Here is an 18,349-nt window from a genome sequence, read left to right on the forward strand (position 1 = left end):
ATAAAAAAATCTCCTGCCTCATTACCGCGGTAACAAAACAGGAGATAAATATCGTTAAACTGAATACGGTCGTTTATTCAGCTTCTGTATACGGTTCTACCGATACGTAGGATCTATCGTTCCTTCTTTTCTGGAATTTTACGGTTCCGTCGATCAGGGCAAACAAGGTGTGGTCTTTACCCATACCTACGTTAGCACCCGGATGATGAGCGGTACCACGCTGACGTACCAAAATGTTACCTGCTTTGGCAACCTGGCCGCCATAAATTTTCACTCCCAGTCGTTTACTTTCCGATTCGCGACCGTTCTTGGAACTACCTACTCCTTTTTTATGTGCCATGGTAAAATGTTTTTAACGTTTACGCAACTACTTCAGCAATTTGAATTTGAGTAAAAGACTGACGGTGTCCGTTTTTTACCCGGTAACCTTTCCGGCGCTTCTTCTTGAAAACAATTACTTTGTCACCTTTTACGTGTGCAAGCACCTTGGCAGTAACCTTAGCCCCTTCCACTACGGGAGTTCCAATTTTTACTTCGCCTTCGTTGTCTACCAGCAATACTTTGTCGAACTCTACATCTGCACCTTCTTCATTAGGCAGACGATGGACAAAAACCTTCTGGTCTTTTTCAACCTTGAACTGCTGTCCGGCAATTTCTACAATAGCGTACATTTCTGTTCTTTTAACTGTTATGTCCGGAAGGCGGATACATTAATAATATACCACTTGAAGAGCCAACTCGGATTTATTTGGATTGCAAAAGTATGCATTCTGGTTTTGATTACCAAAGTATTAACTAAAATATTTTTGATTTTACCAACGCTATAAATCAATCCGATATGCGGTTTGATCGCTTTAGCCCTTAAAATCCCTAAACTATTTTTATATTTGTTCTCATACATAGTCTTTATGATACCATTAAGACCTGATGAGAAAAATTAAACTTAATATTCTTGGATTATCCTACAGCCAAACCCAGTCGGGAGCTTACGCTCTCGTGCTGTCTGAAGATGATGGTAACAGGAGAATTCCAATCATAATCGGTGCTGTAGAAGCACAAGCTATTGCGATACAACTTGAAGGTTTAAAACCTCCCCGACCATTAACCCACGATCTGTTTTTAAACACGGCGCTGGCTTTTAATATCAATGTCGTCGAAGTTTTTATCCATAAACTGGAAGAGGGAATTTTCTACGCCGAGCTCGTTTGCGAACAAGACAGCAATCAGATAACTGTCGATTCCCGGACTTCGGATGCCGTTGCCCTAGCCCTCCGGTTTGAATGCCCTATTTATACCACCGAAGAGATTCTGGATAAAGCTGGCATCATTCTCGATTTCGAGGAAGAGGAAAACGAGGATGAAGAAAGCTCAGACAAAGAGATGGTCGGCCCGGAAGAGGACGAAGATTCAGACTACTCTGTCTATTCTACCGAAGAGCTCAACACCATGCTCGACAAAGCCGTCTCGGAAGAGGATTACGAAAAAGCCTCCGAAATCAGGGACGAAATCCAGAAAAGAACAAAAAATAAGTAAGCATTTTAACAGGCATTTATGAGCAATACTAAAATGCGCTTGATAATGATGAACTTTTTAGAGTTCTTCGTATGGGGCGCTTGGATGATGACCTTAGGCACCTATGCTTTTGGCGTGAAACATTGGGATAGTGCTGAATTTGGTATTATCTTCTCTACAATGGGAATTGCGTCGCTGTTTACACCAGCGCTATTTGGTATTATCGCCGACAAGTGGATAAAATCAAATGTTTTGTTTGGCTTGCTGCATCTGCTGTTTGGACTTACGCTTGCCATATTGCCGATGATAAATAATCCGTGGGTGTTCTTCGCAGTCATGCTGTTAGCCATGTGCTTTTATATGCCGACCATTGCACTCAATAATTCAATTGGATTTGAGTTACTTGTCCGTGAAGGAAAAGATCCGCAAATAGCGTTTCCTCCTATCAGGGTTTGGGGAACGATTGGTTTTATTGCCGCCATGTGGATTACCAATATCGTTAAACTGACCATCCCGGATATTTTTACACGAGGATATTTTGCAGGTTACAGCTTTTTAATTGGAACTGCCGGAGCGGTTATTTTGTCAATTTTTACATTTACTCAAATTCCTTCCATTAAGCCCGAAAACAAAATAAAAGGAGCTACGAAACTGGTCGATAAATTAGGATTGCAGGCTTTTAGCCTGTTCAAAGATTCTAAAATGGCTGTGTTTTTTATATTTAGCATTTTGCTGGGAGCCGCACTTCAACTCACCAATGCGTATGGCGATGCATTCATTAGTAGTGTAAATCATCCGTTCACCAAAGAATATAGTACCATCATTCTATCTGTCTCCCAGGTATCAGAAACACTGTTCATTCTTACCATTCCATTCTTTTTAAGCCGGTTTGGCATTAAAAAAGTAATGTTAATGAGCATGTTCGCATGGATGTTGCGTTTTGGCTTATTCGGTATTGCGGGGCCAACCGCGTGGGGCATTGTAGCAATTTTTGCTTCGTGTATTGTGTATGGTATGGCTTTCGATTTCTTCAACATTTCAGGAGCACTGTTTGTTGAAGAATCGACAGGTGAGAAAATTAGGAATTCAGCCCAGGGAGTGTTTATGATGATGACCAACGGAGTAGGTGCTGTACTTGGGAATGTTGCTGCAGGATATGCTATAAAAATATTCTTTACCGGCAGCAATGGTTCGCTGGATTGGCCATCTATCTGGTACACATTCGCAATATATGCATTGATTGTTGCTGTTTTATTTATGGTTTTGTTTAAATACAAACACACTCCTAAAAAGAAATTGGAACTATCATGAATGAACAATGAGCTGAGCTCATTAAAATTTACACCCGTGAAACAATACCTCGATTTACTCCAACATGTTCTCGATAATGGTGCTCCGCGCGAAGATCGCACCGGAACCGGTACATTAAGTGTTTTTGGTCACCAGATGCGTTTCGATTTGTCGGAAGGCTTTCCGGCATTAACAACCAAAAAGCTGCACCTGAAGTCCATTATCCATGAACTGCTTTGGTTCCTCCAGGGCGAAACCAACGTGAAGTATTTACAGGAAAACGGGGTACGTATCTGGAATGAGTGGGCAGATGACAAGGGAGAACTCGGCCCCATTTACGGTTATCAATGGCGTTCGTGGCCCACACCAAAAGGGGAACATGTCGACCAAATTTCCAGGGCCATCGACCAGATAAAAAACAATCCGCTTTCGCGCCGGATTATTGTGAGTGCCTGGAATGTTGGGCAGCTCGATGAAATGAACCTACCGCCATGCCATATTCTCTTTCAGTTTTATGTGAATGACGGAAAATTGTCGTGTCAACTATATCAACGAAGTGCCGATATTTTCCTGGGGGTGCCCTTTAATATTGCCTCTTACGCTTTGCTAACGATGATGATGGCACAGGTTACGGGATTAAAACCGGGTGATTTTGTGCACACGTTGGGTGATGCGCATATTTATAATAACCACATGGAGCAGGTAAAACTGCAGTTGACCCGTGAACCGTATCCGCTTCCGCAGATGAAAATCAACCCGGATGTGAAAAGCATTTTCGATTTCAAATACGAAGATTTCGAGTTGGTGAACTACCAGGCTCATCCCCATATTAAAGGAAAAGTGTCGGTATGATTCATCAGAATATTTCCATCATCGTGGCCATTGCCAAAAACTATGCAATTGGCAGCAATAACAATCTGCTCTTCTATCTTCCCGACGATCTGAAACGTTTTAAGAAGATTACGACGGGCCATCCCATTATCATGGGAAAGAATACACTGCTCTCACTGCCCAACGGTCCGCTTCCCAACCGGAGAAATATCGTGGTTTCTAAATCACTCGAATCATTCGAAGGCGTTGAGATCGTCCGGAGCATCGAAGAAGCTGTTGAAAAGGTGAAAAACGAAGAAGAAGCATTTGTTATCGGCGGTGGAATGATTTACGAACAGTTTTACCCTGTGGCGGGAAAGTTATATCTCACGCTGGTTCATGAGAAATTCGAAGCTGACACCTTTTTTCCTGAAATAGATTATACTGAATGGGAAGAGCTGGAACGAGAAGAGCATCACGACAAGAAAAACGACTTCGATTACACGTACCTCACCTTACGGCGTTAACCCGCTCAATTCGCATTTCATTCAGGATTATCTCATCTGCCGGAAGACCATGCGTCGCATCAGGTAGAAGATGCCAATTGTAAGAACAACCAGTCCCAATTCCTCCATCAGCATCCGACCGTTAAAATCGGGCAACTCATCTTTCACAACCGATAAAAACAGGGAACCATCCAGCCAGGAAAAGAAGATGATAAAGTTCCAGACAATGTGAAAAATAATGCTGGAAAGAAGTGAGCGGGTAACAACATATAATAAGCCCGATACGGCCCCCAGCAACAATGCTGTAAGCAAGTGTTCATTCCCCCATTGTGCCAGCGCGTAAAGAAACGACGAGATGATAATCGCCTTGGTAACACTCAGCTTATTCAACATGTGCCCCAGTAAAATTCCCCTGAAAAAGATTTCCTCAATCAGCGGCAACAGGACGACAAACAAAACGAACGTCACCGGACTGGGCTCTAAACCAAACGCATGAAGGTTGACTCCGCGGAGAGAGATAGGCTGAAGAAAATACAAAGGCCCAATTCCAAAAGCAAAAACAGCCGTCAAAATCAGAATCAGTGGGATAACAAGTGTAGGTAGCGGCCTAATTCCCAAATCGGTTGTTTGAGCTCCACAAAATTTCACCCCCGCATTTAAAATCAGGATGGTTACCGCCCAGATTCCTCCGTGAAAAAAGAAATTATTGCCTTCCCAATGAACAAGCTTAGATATGCTCAACGGAATCCAAATGGCTAAAACAAGAATGAAGCCGACGGAAAACAGCCATCTGAGCTGAGGCAGATATTGTCGGTAATCGGAATTAAAACCAAATGTTTTTCTCATGATCCTAAATTCTACACATCTATCAATTAAGAAGATGTAAAGATGAAATTATGATCATAAATTGAAACAATCAACTTTTTTCCGTGAACAGCTGATTTTATATGGTGAACGCCGTAAACTTTCTGACGAACGGAATTTTGAAAGCAAAAAAATCCCCGGATTTTTGGTCCGGGGAAGTATCTTGTCTAGTCGTCAAGCGATAGAAGTTTGCCTAAATTTTCGAACCGTTGTGTGTAATCCGAAATCGATCGTTTAATCACCTCAATGGCTTCATCGTGCTCATAAATGTGAGTAATTTCAGAATTACGGACTTCGTCCGGAATATCCTTGTAGGTAAGGAAATAGTGCTTCAAGCGAATGATGATATTTTCCGGAACATCTTTTAGCGATTCATAGCCACCATAAACAAAGTCATTGTCCAACACGGCAATGATTTTGTCATCGGCCTCGCTCTTATCAATCATTCGGAAACCACCGATAGGACGCGCCGTTACCAGGATATCGCCGTGATGAATAGCTTTCTCGGTCAGCACCACAATATCAATTGGATCACCGTCACCCTTGATTCCGTTTCGGCCGGTTTTTTCACTACAATAGTCACCAACCAACTTGCCACAATAAGTCTGCGGGATAAAACCATACAGTGCGGGAACCACGTTGGAATACCGCTGGGGGCGGTCGATTTTCAGGTAGCCCGTATCTTTATCTACTTCATATTTAACGGTATCTGTTGGAACCACCTCGATAAAAGCGGTCACTTTTTCCGGAGCATCACTACCGATATGCACTCCATGCCAGGGATGCGATTTGTACCTCAATCCCATCAGCCGGCCTATCGGATCCGAAAACTTATCTGCCATAGCTCATTTATTTTAAGACACAAAACTAAACAAAAGATTGAAGGACTGGTTCAAACCTCTTATGTTATTCAGTTGAACAACATATTATTCACTATCCAAGCTTCTTTCCTGCCACCACCACAATGGTTTTTTGCAGTTCATTTCCCTGATCGTCGATCAGTGTAATGACATGTTTTCCTACCGACGGACTCACCGGCATCTGATGCTTCCCGGTAGTTTCACCAAGATATTTATCATCGAGGTGCCAGTAAATCACAGCATCCGGATTGGAATGGGCTGCCTCCAAAATGACCTTGCCCGGCGAACCATCTAATTGTATCGGTACAAACACCTGGTTGTTTTCCCGCGGGTAAATCATCTCCATCACTTTCGAGGCAGGTGTTTCAGCACAGTCGGGCCGGAAAGGCGGCAGTGGTTTATACAGCGGATTCCTTCGTTTGTAATACCATTCCATCACAGGCGGCAGCACAAACCACGATTTGTGAATCATCTTGTCCACCGGTACACACTGACTTGTCACCTGCCACTTCCCAGTCGGATCAAGGTGTACCAGTCGATGAAAGGGACAAGCTTTTGTATGCAGGCCTTTCGGCATAATCCACGTCGTATCGGCATCGGTGCAATAGGGTCCCATCCGGTATCCGCTTTCGCGACATAAGGGAACTCTCACCATCTCATCCACCGGCTGCGTAAACCACTTTCCGGCAGGTAGCAAATGAAAAATATCGAACATGATGGGCGCTGCTGCTGTCGTTCCGGCCAATCCCGGACGACCTTCGCCATCAGCATTTCCGCACCAAACAGCTACGAGGTAATTCCGGTCGAGTCCAACGGCCCAGCCATCGCGGAAGCCAAAGCTGGTTCCGGTTTTCCAGGCAACCTTCCGGGAAGAGGCAAAGGATTCCCAACCGGCCTCTTCCGACGGACGATGCACTTTTAGCAGGGCTTTAAAAGTCAACCAGACGGCTCCGGCCGAAATCGGAATATCTTTCGCTTCCCGTTTCGAATAGTTTTTTTTCTGGTAAGACGGTTCCCTGAAATCATTCGCCAGGGCTTTCCCGTCTATCGTTTCATAGTGTATCAGGATGCGTCCAAGCGACGAATAGGCGCCGGCCAAATCCCACAAATCAACTTCTCCACCGCCCAGGATCAGTGAAAGCCCGTAGTGATTAGCGGGATGATTCAATGTAGAGAAATGCAGCCGTTTCATTAAGCCGTAGAACCGATCGACACTGAAGTCGCGCAACATACGCACAGCCGGTATATTCAGCGATTTCGATAAGGCCATGGAAGCGGGAACAGCTCCTTCAAATTTCAGATCGAAATTCTGCGGACTAAAACCACCTATGTTGGTCGGAATATCAGGAATTAACGTGTTGGGAAGAATCAAACCATCGTCCTGCATGGCTGCATAAAGAAAGGGCTTCAGGATACTTCCCGAACTTCTGGGAGCAGTAACTACATCCACATCTTCGCCATGTTCGCCGTTCCCCCGATCCGGATCGTTTCCTACGTAAGCAAGCACCTCGCCTTTTTCCACATTCAACACCAGCGCCGCCGCGTTGAAAACGCCATTGGCTTTCAATGCTACCAAGTGTTGCCGGACCACATCATTTACATGCTGCTGCAGATTCCTCTCTACGGTCGTCTTAGTTCTTTCTCCGGGATGCTCTTTCAAAACCCGGTTCAGCAACTGCGGAGCAATTCGCGGAATAGCATAAATTTTCTGCGGAAGCTCTTCCAGCTTGGCCAGCCGGCAAGTCATCGAGTCGATCTTTCCCTGCTGCTGAAGCCGATCGAGCAACCGGTTCCGTTTGGCCAATAATAATCTGTTCTGCCTACCGGGATACATCAACGAAGGAGCGTTGGGCAAAACAGCCAGCGTCGCCGCTTCGCTCCACGATAACTGGTCGGGACTGCGACCGTAATAACGCCAGGCCGCAGCATCCAGCCCGACGACATTTCCTCCGAAAGGGGCATGAGAAACATACAAACGCAAAATCTCATCTTTGGAATAACGCACCTCGGCACGAACGGCCAGCGCCATCTCCACCAACTTTTGCCAAAGGTTGCGTGGTTTCCCCTTCCGGGAAAGACGAATAAGCTGCATGGTGATGGTACTTCCACCACTCACGATTCGCCCGTTCCGAATATCCTGAATCACGGCGCGGCCCAGGGCAAACGGATTGATTCCGGGATGTTGATAGAAATGCTCATCCTCGAACGTGAGAACTGCCGTCTTGTATTTATCGGGAACGTGTCTAATTTCGGGAAAACGCCACTGCCCGTCATCGGCAATGTGAGCACCGAGCAATGCCCCGTTTTGACTTTCGATGACGGTAGAGCAAGGATCCGAAAAAAGCGGATTGGGCAAACTGAACCACCAAAACACCATAAGTGCCAGCAATCCTGCCCCGACATACACTTTCCACTTTATCCGAACCCTCAACTTCCTCATGCTCATTCGTCCGCTTTCCGAAATCATTATTTTACGACTTCCACCCATTCACCCGGCCGCCGCGCCGTAATACGGTTATCGTACATGGCCTGGCAGAGGACTGACGGCAGATAGAATTTTCCTTCATATGCCGCATTCAGCATCACGCGGAACGTTTTTCGCTCATTCGGTTTCAACTCAAAATAGGTATTCACCCGGTCGTCACGGATATCCTGGTAATCGAATGCATCGTTCTTTAAAGAGCTCGGCACATCGTTCAACCGTTGGTTAATAATTTCCCATCCTGACGGGAAAATGGTTGTCAATGCCATCTCACGATAAATGCCACGTTGTCCCGGGTTTTGAACCGTAACAACGGCTACAAAATCAGTTCCCTGTTCCAGCCTCGATGGATCGATCTTGTTGTCCTGCATATCGGTGTACCGGACGTTCATGAACAGATTACTTTGAACCGATGTGGTGTCGCCCGTTAACGGAATACCTTCGGTTGTAACACGGGCATACATCACATCAGCGGTTTCGTTCTTGACACTCAACTCCGCCGATTGATTATTTTTCAGGGCAATGGATTGCTGCCACAACGGTTTGTTGGTTTCCACCGATTTCGCGGAAGATTGATTTACAGCAACACTTGCCTTCAATAATTTGTCTGTCAGCTTTTGTTTGCCGGCAAATTCGGCGATCGCAATCAACGAATACGCAGTGGTCTGTGTGCTCATCCAATCATCGGTCGAGAGCTGATGTGCCAGTTCGGTTACCAGCGGGAACGCCTCCGTTTTCCGGTTCATCAACGAAAGGGTTTCCAGGATCATCGCCTCATCGCGCCAGTTCGAACCATACGTTCCGTACAATTCCCGGTAGGGTTTTATCTCCCGGCTGAGCCCGCTGATAATTTGCGACGCCACTTCCGGCTGACCGGCCACCGCATAGGCGGCTGCCAAACGCCATTTCGCTATGGTGCTGACATCTTTTTCTTCGCGTAAGCGGTTCATTGCCCCCATATCGGGATGTTGCGCCAATGCCAGGGTATACAACCGATACGCCTGAATGAGTGCCGACTGTCTGTACCGATTCGAACCATTTTCCCAGTTGCGGGCCATATTCTGCTGATAATTCAGCCATTTGCTCTTCATTCCGTAAGGCAGCGTATAACCGGCTTCTTCTGCCTTGAGCATGAAGTGCCCGGCATAATTGCTTCCCCATGGCGAAGCGTACGCCGAGCCCGGCCAGTAACCAAACCCGCCGTTACTCAACTGGAAGGTGGTCAACTTATTCAGCGCAGCACGGATGTTATCCTCAATTTCCTGCTCTTTGTCCGACGGAATCTCAATCAAACGATCCAGCATCAGTTGCGGGAAAACGGCGGATGTTACCTGCTCGATGCAGCCATGCGGATAATGAATCAGGTAATCCAACCGTCGACTCAAATCGAGCGGCGGAATTCCTGAAAGTTCCAGACTAGCGGTGTTGGTTCCCTCCATTCCTGGTGCTTTGACCGGCGTTTTCCATATTTTCCCGGGCTGGATGAGCTGGTCTGAAACATTGGTCACACGCGGATTGGACGGCCGGACGTTCAGCTTGATTTGATAACTGGCGGTATATTTTCCGCTTTGCGCGGTAATTTTCACCTCTCCGATACCGGTTTTATCAGCCACTTTCAGATTGAAACCAGCCAGTTGATCGCCCACTTCATCGAAATGGATTTCCTGCGTATTACTGCCAACCGTGGTGAAGAGATTGTTCGTCTCAACTTTCACCGTTACATCCTTCACCTCCGGTTTCATGGCGAATACGTTAACCGGAAGTTTTACTTCTTCGCCCGGACCAAGGACACGCGGTAAGGTTCCCAGCAGCATCAGCGGCTTAATGACTTTAACCGACTTATCGGCATTTCCGTAAGCGCCGTCATTGCCGGCAACAACCATTACACGGACTGCGCCGATGTAGTTCGGCATTTTCAGCGTATGTGTCTGTGTTTGATTTTTTCCTAACGTGAACGGACCAATGAACTGCGCTACCGGTTCAAAGCGATTGACCTTTTTCCGTTTGGAAGCCGCCAGATTCTGGTCGCCTCCTACTGCAAATGCTTTTTCCAGTCGGGCTCCGTAAGCGCCAATCACATCATCGTAATAATCCCATGTTTTCACACCCAATGCTTCCCGGGCATAAAATACCGGCCAGGGATCGGGAGTCTGGAAGCGGGTCAGATCAAGCAGACCTTCATCCACCACAGCCAGCGTGTAAGTCATTTTGCGACCGTTCTTTTCCGATACTTTTACCTCGTACGGTTTTTCAGGAGCCAGTTCATCCGGCATCTCAATCTGCGGATTCAGGTGCGTTGTTGGATCTTCCACCATGATGGGAATAACGCCATATAGTCGTATCGGCGCATCATTTTCGGTTTGCGCGTGCGGCTGAATCAGCGAGATGTGGATAAAGATGTTAGGTGCCATGCCGGGTGTTACATCAAACTGGAAAGTTGTATTCTGCTCTTTCGTTTTCACCCAGAACATTTTCAACACTTTTGAGCCGTTCTCCAAACTCACCAGTGCCCGGCCGTTCTTCCCGGAAGGAATGGTCACCGTCACCTTGTCGCCAACCTGATACTTATCCTTGTCGGCTTTGAATGCCAGCATGGTAGCCATGCCCTGCATTCCCTCGGTGGCCCAGCCTCCCCATTTCGAGAAATAGGCTGTAATTCCCGTGCTATGCCCACTCACCGGATCTTTCACATAAATCAGGTAGCGGCCGTTGTCGTCCCAGTTTTTGTACGGAATCTTCAGCGAAACTTTTCCTTTCCCGTCCACGGTATTGACTGTCCCTTGCAGAACCGGCCGACGGTAATGGCCCGTCACATAACGTGCCAGGTGATCTTCGCCGGAATCCCACCACCAGCGCCAATCCACTTTGTACACACTAATTTTTAATCCCTTCCGGGAAATCGGTTTTCCTTCCGGAGCAACCGTGACGATATCCAACGGATAAGTCGTTTCGGTTTTGTACCAGCCCGATTCAGAAGCCGGCAGCTTGATTCCCACAAAGGAACTATATGGTGCATATTTGATTTTCTGTACGTCGATGCTGAAATCACCGGTTTCTTCGAAAACACGCGTCGTAAAGAAGGCATTCAGCATTCCCGGAGCGGACGTCAGTTTGGGCAGTTTGAAATCGACACCCGTCTCGCCTCTTTCGTTGAGCCTGCCATCGAAAATATTTTGTTCTTCCGAGACCAAATCCTTCGAAGGATCGTCGAAATGGTAATTAGCATATTTCGGAAATGCCGTTTTTATAGCTGAGAAATTGACAGCGATTCGCGCCTTGAGGTTTTTGGCAATGCCGCCATGCAACCAGGTCGCCTTCAATGTACCGTGCAATGGCTCTGAAGAATAAACCAGCTGCTTCGTATGAAAGTCGAGATTAATCTTCAGCCGGTTCGGCTTCACGGTCTCTACTTTAATACGTTTCGTAAAGGTTTGCCCTCCTACTTTCAGCACCGCGCGCCAATTCCCGGTAGGTGCATCAGCATCGGTCTTCGTTGTGAAGCAGTAAAATCCGTTTTCTCCGGCCGTTTTTACCTGACGACTCACCGTCTGCCCTTTCGGATTGATAAACTCGAAAATGACTGGATGCTGTTCCGGCAACTGGTGGTTCTTATCTTCCAGTACAAACGTCAGGTAAATGCGGTCGCCGGGTCGCCAAACACCCCGCTCACCATAGATGTAGCCTTTGATTCCTTTCTGTACCACACCGCCCGATATATCAAAATTGCTCAGCGACAGGGATGAACCGTCATCCAACCGCAGATAAGCATATTGACCATCCTTCTCGGCTACGAGCAAGAACGGCTTGTTTTTCAACTGAACCGTCGCAAAACCATCCGCATCAGTGGTCAATGTTTCCATCAATTGGTCCTGATAGTTGTATATCTTCAACTGAACGCCCGATTCCGGCTCGGTTGTCTTCAAATTGGTCACGGCAAAGTTCATCGATTTGTCGTTGCCGCCTTTGGCAATGATGCCCAGATTGGTCGCGAACAGATTTTTAGCAACAAAACGATTAGAGTTGTAATAGGAGACATTTTCCGGGTTATCGCGCTGCGACCAGTCGTATCCGGACGGATAATAATAGTCGCTGTACCAGCCCGGTTCGTCCCATTGCTCCATCTCCTTTTCGCGTTTGCGGGATGCTTCCAGTTCATCAATGGACGACGTTTGATTGTCGGGCAGTTGGCTCATTCCATACACCGAAAAATCTTTATGAAACCGAATCTGAACGCGGTAAATCGCTCCCGGCTCAATCTTTATCAGCTTAGCTAAATCGATTTTGTAAGTATTCCAGTTCTTCAGCTTCGAAAACGAGGAAACATTCAGGTTGATTTGCTTTTGCAACACAAGACGCCCCACTCGTTTAATATCTGAATTTCCGTCGTATTGATTATCCTGGAAAAACTGGTGAATGTTGTTGGTATAGATTTTTATGACCCGCAAATCAATTGCCCGCAGGTTGACTGCTTCGAATGGCAAAATCAATCCTTCGGATGACGGCATAATCGTTCCTTTCCCGAGGAACTTCACCGCCGGCTTCAAATCCTGAAAACGAACGGTTATATCGGAACTTTGCCCGAGCTTATAACCCAGCGCATTCCGTATTCCTTCCGAGATATAAACCTGATGCTCACCGGTCAATTGCTCCGGCGGGAACACTTGCAGCTCATTGTTATCGACCACAAACCGGAGATTGCTGCTCTTATCGATGGTGACCAGGCCTTCCAGATTCTGATCCTTATCCAACGGATCGGAAAACCGAAGCGAGAGATATTGCTGCGGCTGTTGCACCACACGAACATCGGTCACCTTAAATTCATCGAGGGCGGGCAGCTCCACCTTTTCCGAACCTTCTTTATCCACGCTCAGTGGCTTACCATTCCAGCTAACATCCAATTCCTGGGTCGAATTGGTTCGCTGCAGGCTATCGGTCGTAAAGCGATGATTCCGTCCATCGCCGTTATGCTCCCACTTCAGCGAAACGGATTGATTATTCAGGGTCACCTTTATCAGCTGCTCCACCTTTTCATCCGACGCCACATCCGCGGTACGGACTATTCCCGACAGGTACTGCCACTTCAGATCCTGATCGTCGAATGCCTTTACGGCGAGGTCATTCACTGTAAACGACTGCCGGATGGTCGTCACCGGAAACTTCATCACCTTAAACTGAGCAGGAACATCGAGCACTTTACCCAACGCCACTTTCACCTCGTATTTGGTATCCGACTCCATCGGCTCCGACGGTGTAAACGAGAGCGTATGAGCATCCAGCCACTGAACAGTTCCCTTCACGGCAGGAGATAGTGTTATCAAACTGCCATCGGCCTCCGTTCCGGGCTGTTTCGGATTTTTCGGTTCTTTATTCAGCTCGACAATAACCGGTGCTTTTACCGAGATAACGCCGCTGGTGTAGCGACTAACATATTGTCCGAATCCGCTATCCGGTGTCGATGATTGTTTTTTCCCTTTATCATTACATGATACAAGAATGGATAAGGCAACAAGAATTGTTGCCAATCGAAAGGCAAGTCTCATTTGTCAGGTCTGTTTTGAATAAACTTTTGTTTGAAATGGAATATCGACTCAAGATAAACATCTTTAAGGAGTGTAGCGAATAAGTTCGCGTCACTTTTTTGATAAATTATCTTATGCTTCCTCAAGTTGCCATCCCAAAATATCGAGAAAGAAGTGGTTCATCCGAACGCGAAACTACCGGTTTACCGCCGGAAAACCATGATAGCAAGCGAATTCCTGCTTTTCTAAAATGGGGAAACACTGCCCACGACCGGATTTATGTTTTCCCGAAGCGGGGAAACGTTGCCAACAACCGGATTCATGATTTCCCTAAGCCGGGAAATGATGCCGACAAACGGATTCACGGTTTCCCAAACGTGGGATATTCTGTCAACAAGTGAACTCACCCCTTCCCGGGGCTGCGATATCTTGTCGACAAGTGAGTTCATATTCTCCCGGAAAGGGGAGCGTTTTATATGGCTATGCTCAAACCCGTCCCCTGATTGATTTGTTGCACTCTCATTCCCCCCAGCTTTCACTGTCCAGACTTCTGTATTGGATGGCTTCCCCCAAATGTTCAGCTGAAATATTGTCCGAACCTTCCAAATCGGCAATGGTGCGAGCCACCTTGAGAATCCGGTCATAGGCGCGGGCTGAAAGCCCCCTTTTTTCCATGGCATTTTTCAGCAATTGGTTGCCGGCTGCATCCGGATTGCAATATTTCCGGAGCATGCGGGAACTCATCTGTGCGTTGGCATATATTTCGGTTCCCCGGAAACGTTCCGCCTGAATATTCCGTGCCTGTATCACGCGTTCCCGAATCTTTTCGCTGGGCTCACCTGTCCGCAATTCCGACAATTTATTAAAGGGAACAGGAACTACTTCCAAATGAATATCGATGCGATCGAGTAACGGGCCCGAAATCCGGTTCAGGTATTTTTGCACCATACCAGGTGCGCAGACACATGGCTTGGTGGGATGATTATAATAACCGCACGGACACGGATTCATAGAAGCGACCAGCATAAAACTGGCTGGATATTCTACCGCGAAACGTGCCCGCGAAATACTGATAACCCGATCCTCCAGCGGTTGCCGCATCACCTCCAGCACAGTACGTTTAAATTCCGGCAATTCATCAAGGAAAAGAACGCCATTATGCGCCAGCGATATCTCACCGGGCTGTGGAAAAGTACCGCCACCGACTAGTGCAACATCCGATATTGTGTGGTGAGGCGATCGGAAAGGTCGCATCGTCATTAGCGAGGTTTCTTTGTCTATTTTTCCGACAACAGAATGTATTTTGGTTGTTTCGAGCGCTTCTTTCAGGGTAAACGGGGGAAGTACCGTTGGTATTCTTTTCGCCAACATCGTCTTCCCTGCACCGGGAGGACCTATCATCAGGATATTATGCGAACCGGCGGCCGCTATCTCCAATGCGCGCTTCACATTCTCCTGTCCTTTTACATCCGAGAAATCGAAATCGCTGTGGTTGATATTGGTGAAAAATTCCTCACGGGTATTCACCACTGTCTCTTCCAACGTTCCGTTCCCATTGAAAAAGGCGATCACCTCGCTAATGTTTTCGACACCGTAGATTTTCAGATTATCGACAACCGCTGCCTCGCGGGCATTTTCTTTCGGAACGATGAATCCTTTAAATCCTTCTTCACGCGCCTTGATAGCGATGGGCAGAATTCCCTTGGCCGGCTGCAGTCCTCCATCAAGCGAAAGCTCACCAATCATCACGTACTGTTCCAGCTCAGCATCGTTAATTTGGTTGGAAGCGGCCAGTATTCCCATGGCAATGGGCAAATCGTAAGCTGAGCCTTCCTTCCGGATATCGGCCGGTGCCATGTTGATAACGATTTTTTTGCCGGGAATTTGAAATCCGTTCATCCGTAAAGCGGACTCTATCCGTTGCTGACTCTCTTTCACAGCGTTGTCGGGAAGGCCGACCAGAAAAAAACGAAGGCCAATAGTGACATCAGTTTCTATAGTAATAATGGTGGCATCGATTCCGTGAACGGCGCTGCCATAGGTTTTCACGAGCATGGTTAGGTTATTTTTAGGTCTTGTTCTACTTAAGTTACTACTTTTTGTTAACTATTTTGTCACCCTGTGCCAATTTTCTTTCTTAAACCAAACCAACTACGCTTCTCATATTAAGCTATTTTATTGGTTATTGGACAAACCGTTCCACCATCTCATGACGAAACGAAAATTACCGTTATCTTTGTATTTCGAACCAAAAATTGTGGTTATGGGAATGAAGTTCTTCCATGTGCCCCGGAGTAAAGATTTTCGCATGCCTTACCGTTTCTACGATCCGCGTAAGGAGGAAATGGCAGAAAGGGAAGCTCGTATCAAGGCAGAATTAGGCATTAAGGAAGAAGGGGGTAAAAACAAAGTTACACCGGAGAATTACAAAACGTCGATAAAAGGTTCATTCCGGCAAGGCCTAAGCCGAGGCCGGTTTGCCGAACAACAGCGACGGAAATCCAATATCCGGGTAATCGTTATTCTAGTCCTTCTGGCCTTACTGGCCTTTTATATGTTGAAATAACAAACTGATTATTTAGTGTCAGACATTATCCAGCTCTTACCCGACTCGGTTGCCAATCAAATAGCAGCCGGAGAGGTTATCCAGCGTCCTGCATCGGTTGTTAAGGAATTGGTGGAAAATGCGATTGATGCCGGAGCCAATCAAATAAAAATAAATCTGAAAGATGCCGGTCGTACCCTTATTCAGGTCACCGACAATGGGAAAGGTATGTCTCCGAGTGATGCCCGGCTTGCCTTCGAGCGCCATGCTACATCGAAAATTAAAGCGGCGGCCGATCTGTTTTCCATCCGGACGATGGGATTCCGCGGGGAAGCACTGGCCTCGATTGCCGCTGTTGCCGATGTGGAGTTGCGTACCAAACAGGAAGGCGATGAGCTGGGAACGCGGCTGCACATTGTTGGTTCGGAAGTCAAATCGCAGGAGCCGGACAATTGTCCCGAAGGTTCCAATTTCTCTATCAAAAACCTTTTCTTCAACGTGCCGGCCCGCCGGAAATTTCTGAAGGCCAACAGCACAGAGTTAAAACATATCATTACGGAGATACAGCGGGTTGCTTTGGCCAACCCGGAACTGAGTTTTTCGCTTATCCATAACGACTCGGTTATTTACGATTTACCTTCCGAAAATCAGCGCAAGCGAATTGTCAATATTTTCGGCAAGAATATTAACCAAAGTCTGGTTCCCGTTCAGACTGACACCACCATTATCCGGGTTTCCGGTTATATCGGACAGCCCCGGTTTGCCCGGAAAACCATGGGGGAACAGTTCTTTTTCGTGAATGGACGCTTCATGCGTCATCCCTATTTTCACAAAGCGGTGATGCGGGCGTATGAGAAAATTCTTCCACCCGAAACCATTCCGGCCTATTTTCTCTATTTCGAAGTTGAACCAGGCACCATCGACATCAATATTCACCCGACAAAAACGGAAGTGAAATTTGAAGATGAACGCTCGGCCTGGCACATCATTCACGCCTGTATCCGGGAAGCTTTGGGAAAATTCAATGTGATGCCGTCCATCGAATTCGATCAGGCAGGGGCCATTGATATTCCCGTTGCACCACAACCCGGCGCCGTTGTGCCTGAACCGGAAATTCAGGTAAATCCCACATATAATCCGTTTGAGGAAGAAAAGAAAACGCCGGTCAACCCGTTTCAGCAAAGTCCCAACTGGACCAAGGACCCAAATCTAAAAAGCTGGGATAAACTGTACCAGGGATTTGAACGCTCCAACGATTTCCCGGAAACGGATGAAGAAATATTTTCCGATGAAACGGACGAGGTCATTCAACAACCGTCACAGCAAAACCTGCATGACGAGACGGAAAACGGGATGCGTAACCACAACTTCCTGCAGGTAAAAAACAAATACATCATTTCACCTGTTAAGTCGGGACTGATGGTTATTGATCAGCGAAGAGCGCACGAACGGGTATTGTTTGAGCATTTCATGGCTGTGCTGGAGAAAAACCTGGGAACCAGTCAACGTCAGCTTTTCCCGCCAAGGTTAGAACTTCACGCTGCCGATGCCGAAGTGCTCGACAGTATTCTTGATGAACTGAAAACACTGGGATTTGAAATTCGCAAAGCGGATGAGCAGGCTTTCTTCGTAGAAGGAGTTCCCAGTATGCTCAGTCACCTGGATGCAAGGGAGCTGGTTGAAAAATTGCTGGAAGATGTAAAGAACCGGCCAGTTGATGTGAAAGAAGAGATTAAAACAAATCTGGCACAATCGTTGGCACGCGCTTCAGCCATCAATTACGGCTCGGTTTTGAAATACGAGGAAATCGGAGAGTTGTTTGACAGCCTGTTTGCCTGCAAAACGCCGAATTACTCCCCAACGGGAAAGAAGATCATTACCATCATTTCGCTTGAAGAATTTGAAAAATTGTTAAAATAGAATAACAGTTTGCCGCGAAGGAATGGTTATTTTTAATTTTA

At 46.8% G+C, this 18,349-nt stretch carries 14 protein-coding genes; 7 read left to right on the top strand and 7 right to left on the bottom strand.

Annotation, left to right across the window (positions count from 1 at the left end):
- Positions 1–73 precede the first annotated feature (73 nt).
- Positions 74–340, bottom strand: coding sequence for a 50S ribosomal protein L27 (rpmA, locus tag GJU87_RS16520; protein WP_106540605.1), 267 nt, complete (start codon positions 338–340; stop codon positions 74–76).
- 19 nt (positions 341–359) lie between these two features.
- Complete coding sequence (gene rplU / locus GJU87_RS16525; RefSeq protein WP_106540606.1) at positions 360–671, bottom strand: 50S ribosomal protein L21; 312 nt, start codon at positions 669–671, stop codon at positions 360–362.
- A gap of 256 nt (positions 672–927) precedes the next feature.
- Between rplU and GJU87_RS16530 the strand changes: the two genes are divergently transcribed.
- The 4 genes from GJU87_RS16530 to GJU87_RS16545 are packed head-to-tail and all read left to right on the top strand — an operon-like array spanning position 928 to position 4,139.
- Positions 928–1,533 (top strand): bifunctional nuclease family protein, encoded by a 606-nt coding sequence (locus tag GJU87_RS16530; protein ID WP_153640498.1) that lies wholly within the window; start codon positions 928–930, stop codon positions 1,531–1,533.
- Positions 1,534–1,566: 33 nt separating this feature from the next.
- Positions 1,567–2,823, top strand: coding sequence for an MFS transporter (locus GJU87_RS16535; RefSeq protein ID WP_228492101.1), 1,257 nt, complete (start codon positions 1,567–1,569; stop codon positions 2,821–2,823).
- Positions 2,824–3,654: a thymidylate synthase gene (locus tag GJU87_RS16540; RefSeq protein WP_194831560.1), complete on the top strand. Its 831-nt coding sequence runs from the start codon at positions 2,824–2,826 to the stop codon at positions 3,652–3,654.
- Complete coding sequence (locus tag GJU87_RS16545) at positions 3,651–4,139, top strand: dihydrofolate reductase (protein WP_153640501.1); 489 nt, start codon at positions 3,651–3,653, stop codon at positions 4,137–4,139. Before GJU87_RS16540 ends, GJU87_RS16545 begins: the two co-directional genes overlap by 4 nt.
- Positions 4,140–4,166: 27 nt before the next feature.
- Here the strand turns inward: GJU87_RS16545 and GJU87_RS16550 are convergent, their stop codons facing one another.
- The 4 genes from GJU87_RS16550 to GJU87_RS16565 form a co-directional block, all read right to left on the bottom strand.
- On the bottom strand, positions 4,167–4,964 hold the full coding sequence (locus tag GJU87_RS16550) for a CPBP family intramembrane glutamic endopeptidase (RefSeq protein ID WP_153640502.1): 798 nt from the start codon (positions 4,962–4,964) through the stop codon (positions 4,167–4,169).
- A 185-nt stretch (positions 4,965–5,149) separates the two neighbouring features.
- Entirely contained in the window at positions 5,150–5,824 is a 675-nt protein-coding gene (locus GJU87_RS16555) for an inorganic pyrophosphatase (protein ID WP_106540611.1), read from the bottom strand.
- Between the two features lie 91 nt (positions 5,825–5,915).
- A complete protein-coding gene (gene pbpC, locus GJU87_RS16560; RefSeq protein ID WP_153640503.1) occupies positions 5,916–8,288 on the bottom strand; it encodes a penicillin-binding protein 1C in 2,373 nt (790 codons plus the stop codon).
- A 20-nt stretch (positions 8,289–8,308) separates the two neighbouring features.
- Positions 8,309–13,864 carry an alpha-2-macroglobulin gene (locus tag GJU87_RS16565; RefSeq protein WP_153640504.1) on the bottom strand — a complete coding sequence of 1,852 codons (5,556 nt, stop codon included), beginning with the start codon at positions 13,862–13,864 and terminating at the stop codon, positions 8,309–8,311.
- Positions 13,865–13,977: 113 nt separating this feature from the next.
- Here GJU87_RS16565 and GJU87_RS16570 point away from each other — a divergent pair, with 113 nt between their 5' ends.
- On the top strand, positions 13,978–14,244 hold the full coding sequence (locus tag GJU87_RS16570; protein WP_153640505.1) for a hypothetical protein: 267 nt from the start codon (positions 13,978–13,980) through the stop codon (positions 14,242–14,244).
- Between the two features lie 118 nt (positions 14,245–14,362).
- Here the strand turns inward: GJU87_RS16570 and GJU87_RS16575 are convergent, their stop codons facing one another.
- A complete protein-coding gene (locus GJU87_RS16575) occupies positions 14,363–15,898 on the bottom strand; it encodes a YifB family Mg chelatase-like AAA ATPase (protein ID WP_153640506.1) in 1,536 nt (511 codons plus the stop codon).
- A 208-nt stretch (positions 15,899–16,106) separates the two neighbouring features.
- Here GJU87_RS16575 and GJU87_RS16580 point away from each other — a divergent pair, with 208 nt between their 5' ends.
- Together GJU87_RS16580 and mutL are read left to right on the top strand one after the other, a co-directional pair.
- Positions 16,107–16,409: a hypothetical protein gene (locus GJU87_RS16580; protein WP_153640507.1), complete on the top strand. Its 303-nt coding sequence runs from the start codon at positions 16,107–16,109 to the stop codon at positions 16,407–16,409.
- A gap of 15 nt (positions 16,410–16,424) precedes the next feature.
- A complete protein-coding gene (gene mutL, locus GJU87_RS16585; protein WP_153640508.1) occupies positions 16,425–18,308 on the top strand; it encodes a DNA mismatch repair endonuclease MutL in 1,884 nt (627 codons plus the stop codon).
- Positions 18,309–18,349 lie beyond the last annotated feature (41 nt).

The sequence above is a fragment of the Prolixibacter sp. NT017 genome, assembly GCF_009617875.1.
Taxonomy (GTDB): Bacteria; Bacteroidota; Bacteroidia; order Bacteroidales; family Prolixibacteraceae; genus Prolixibacter.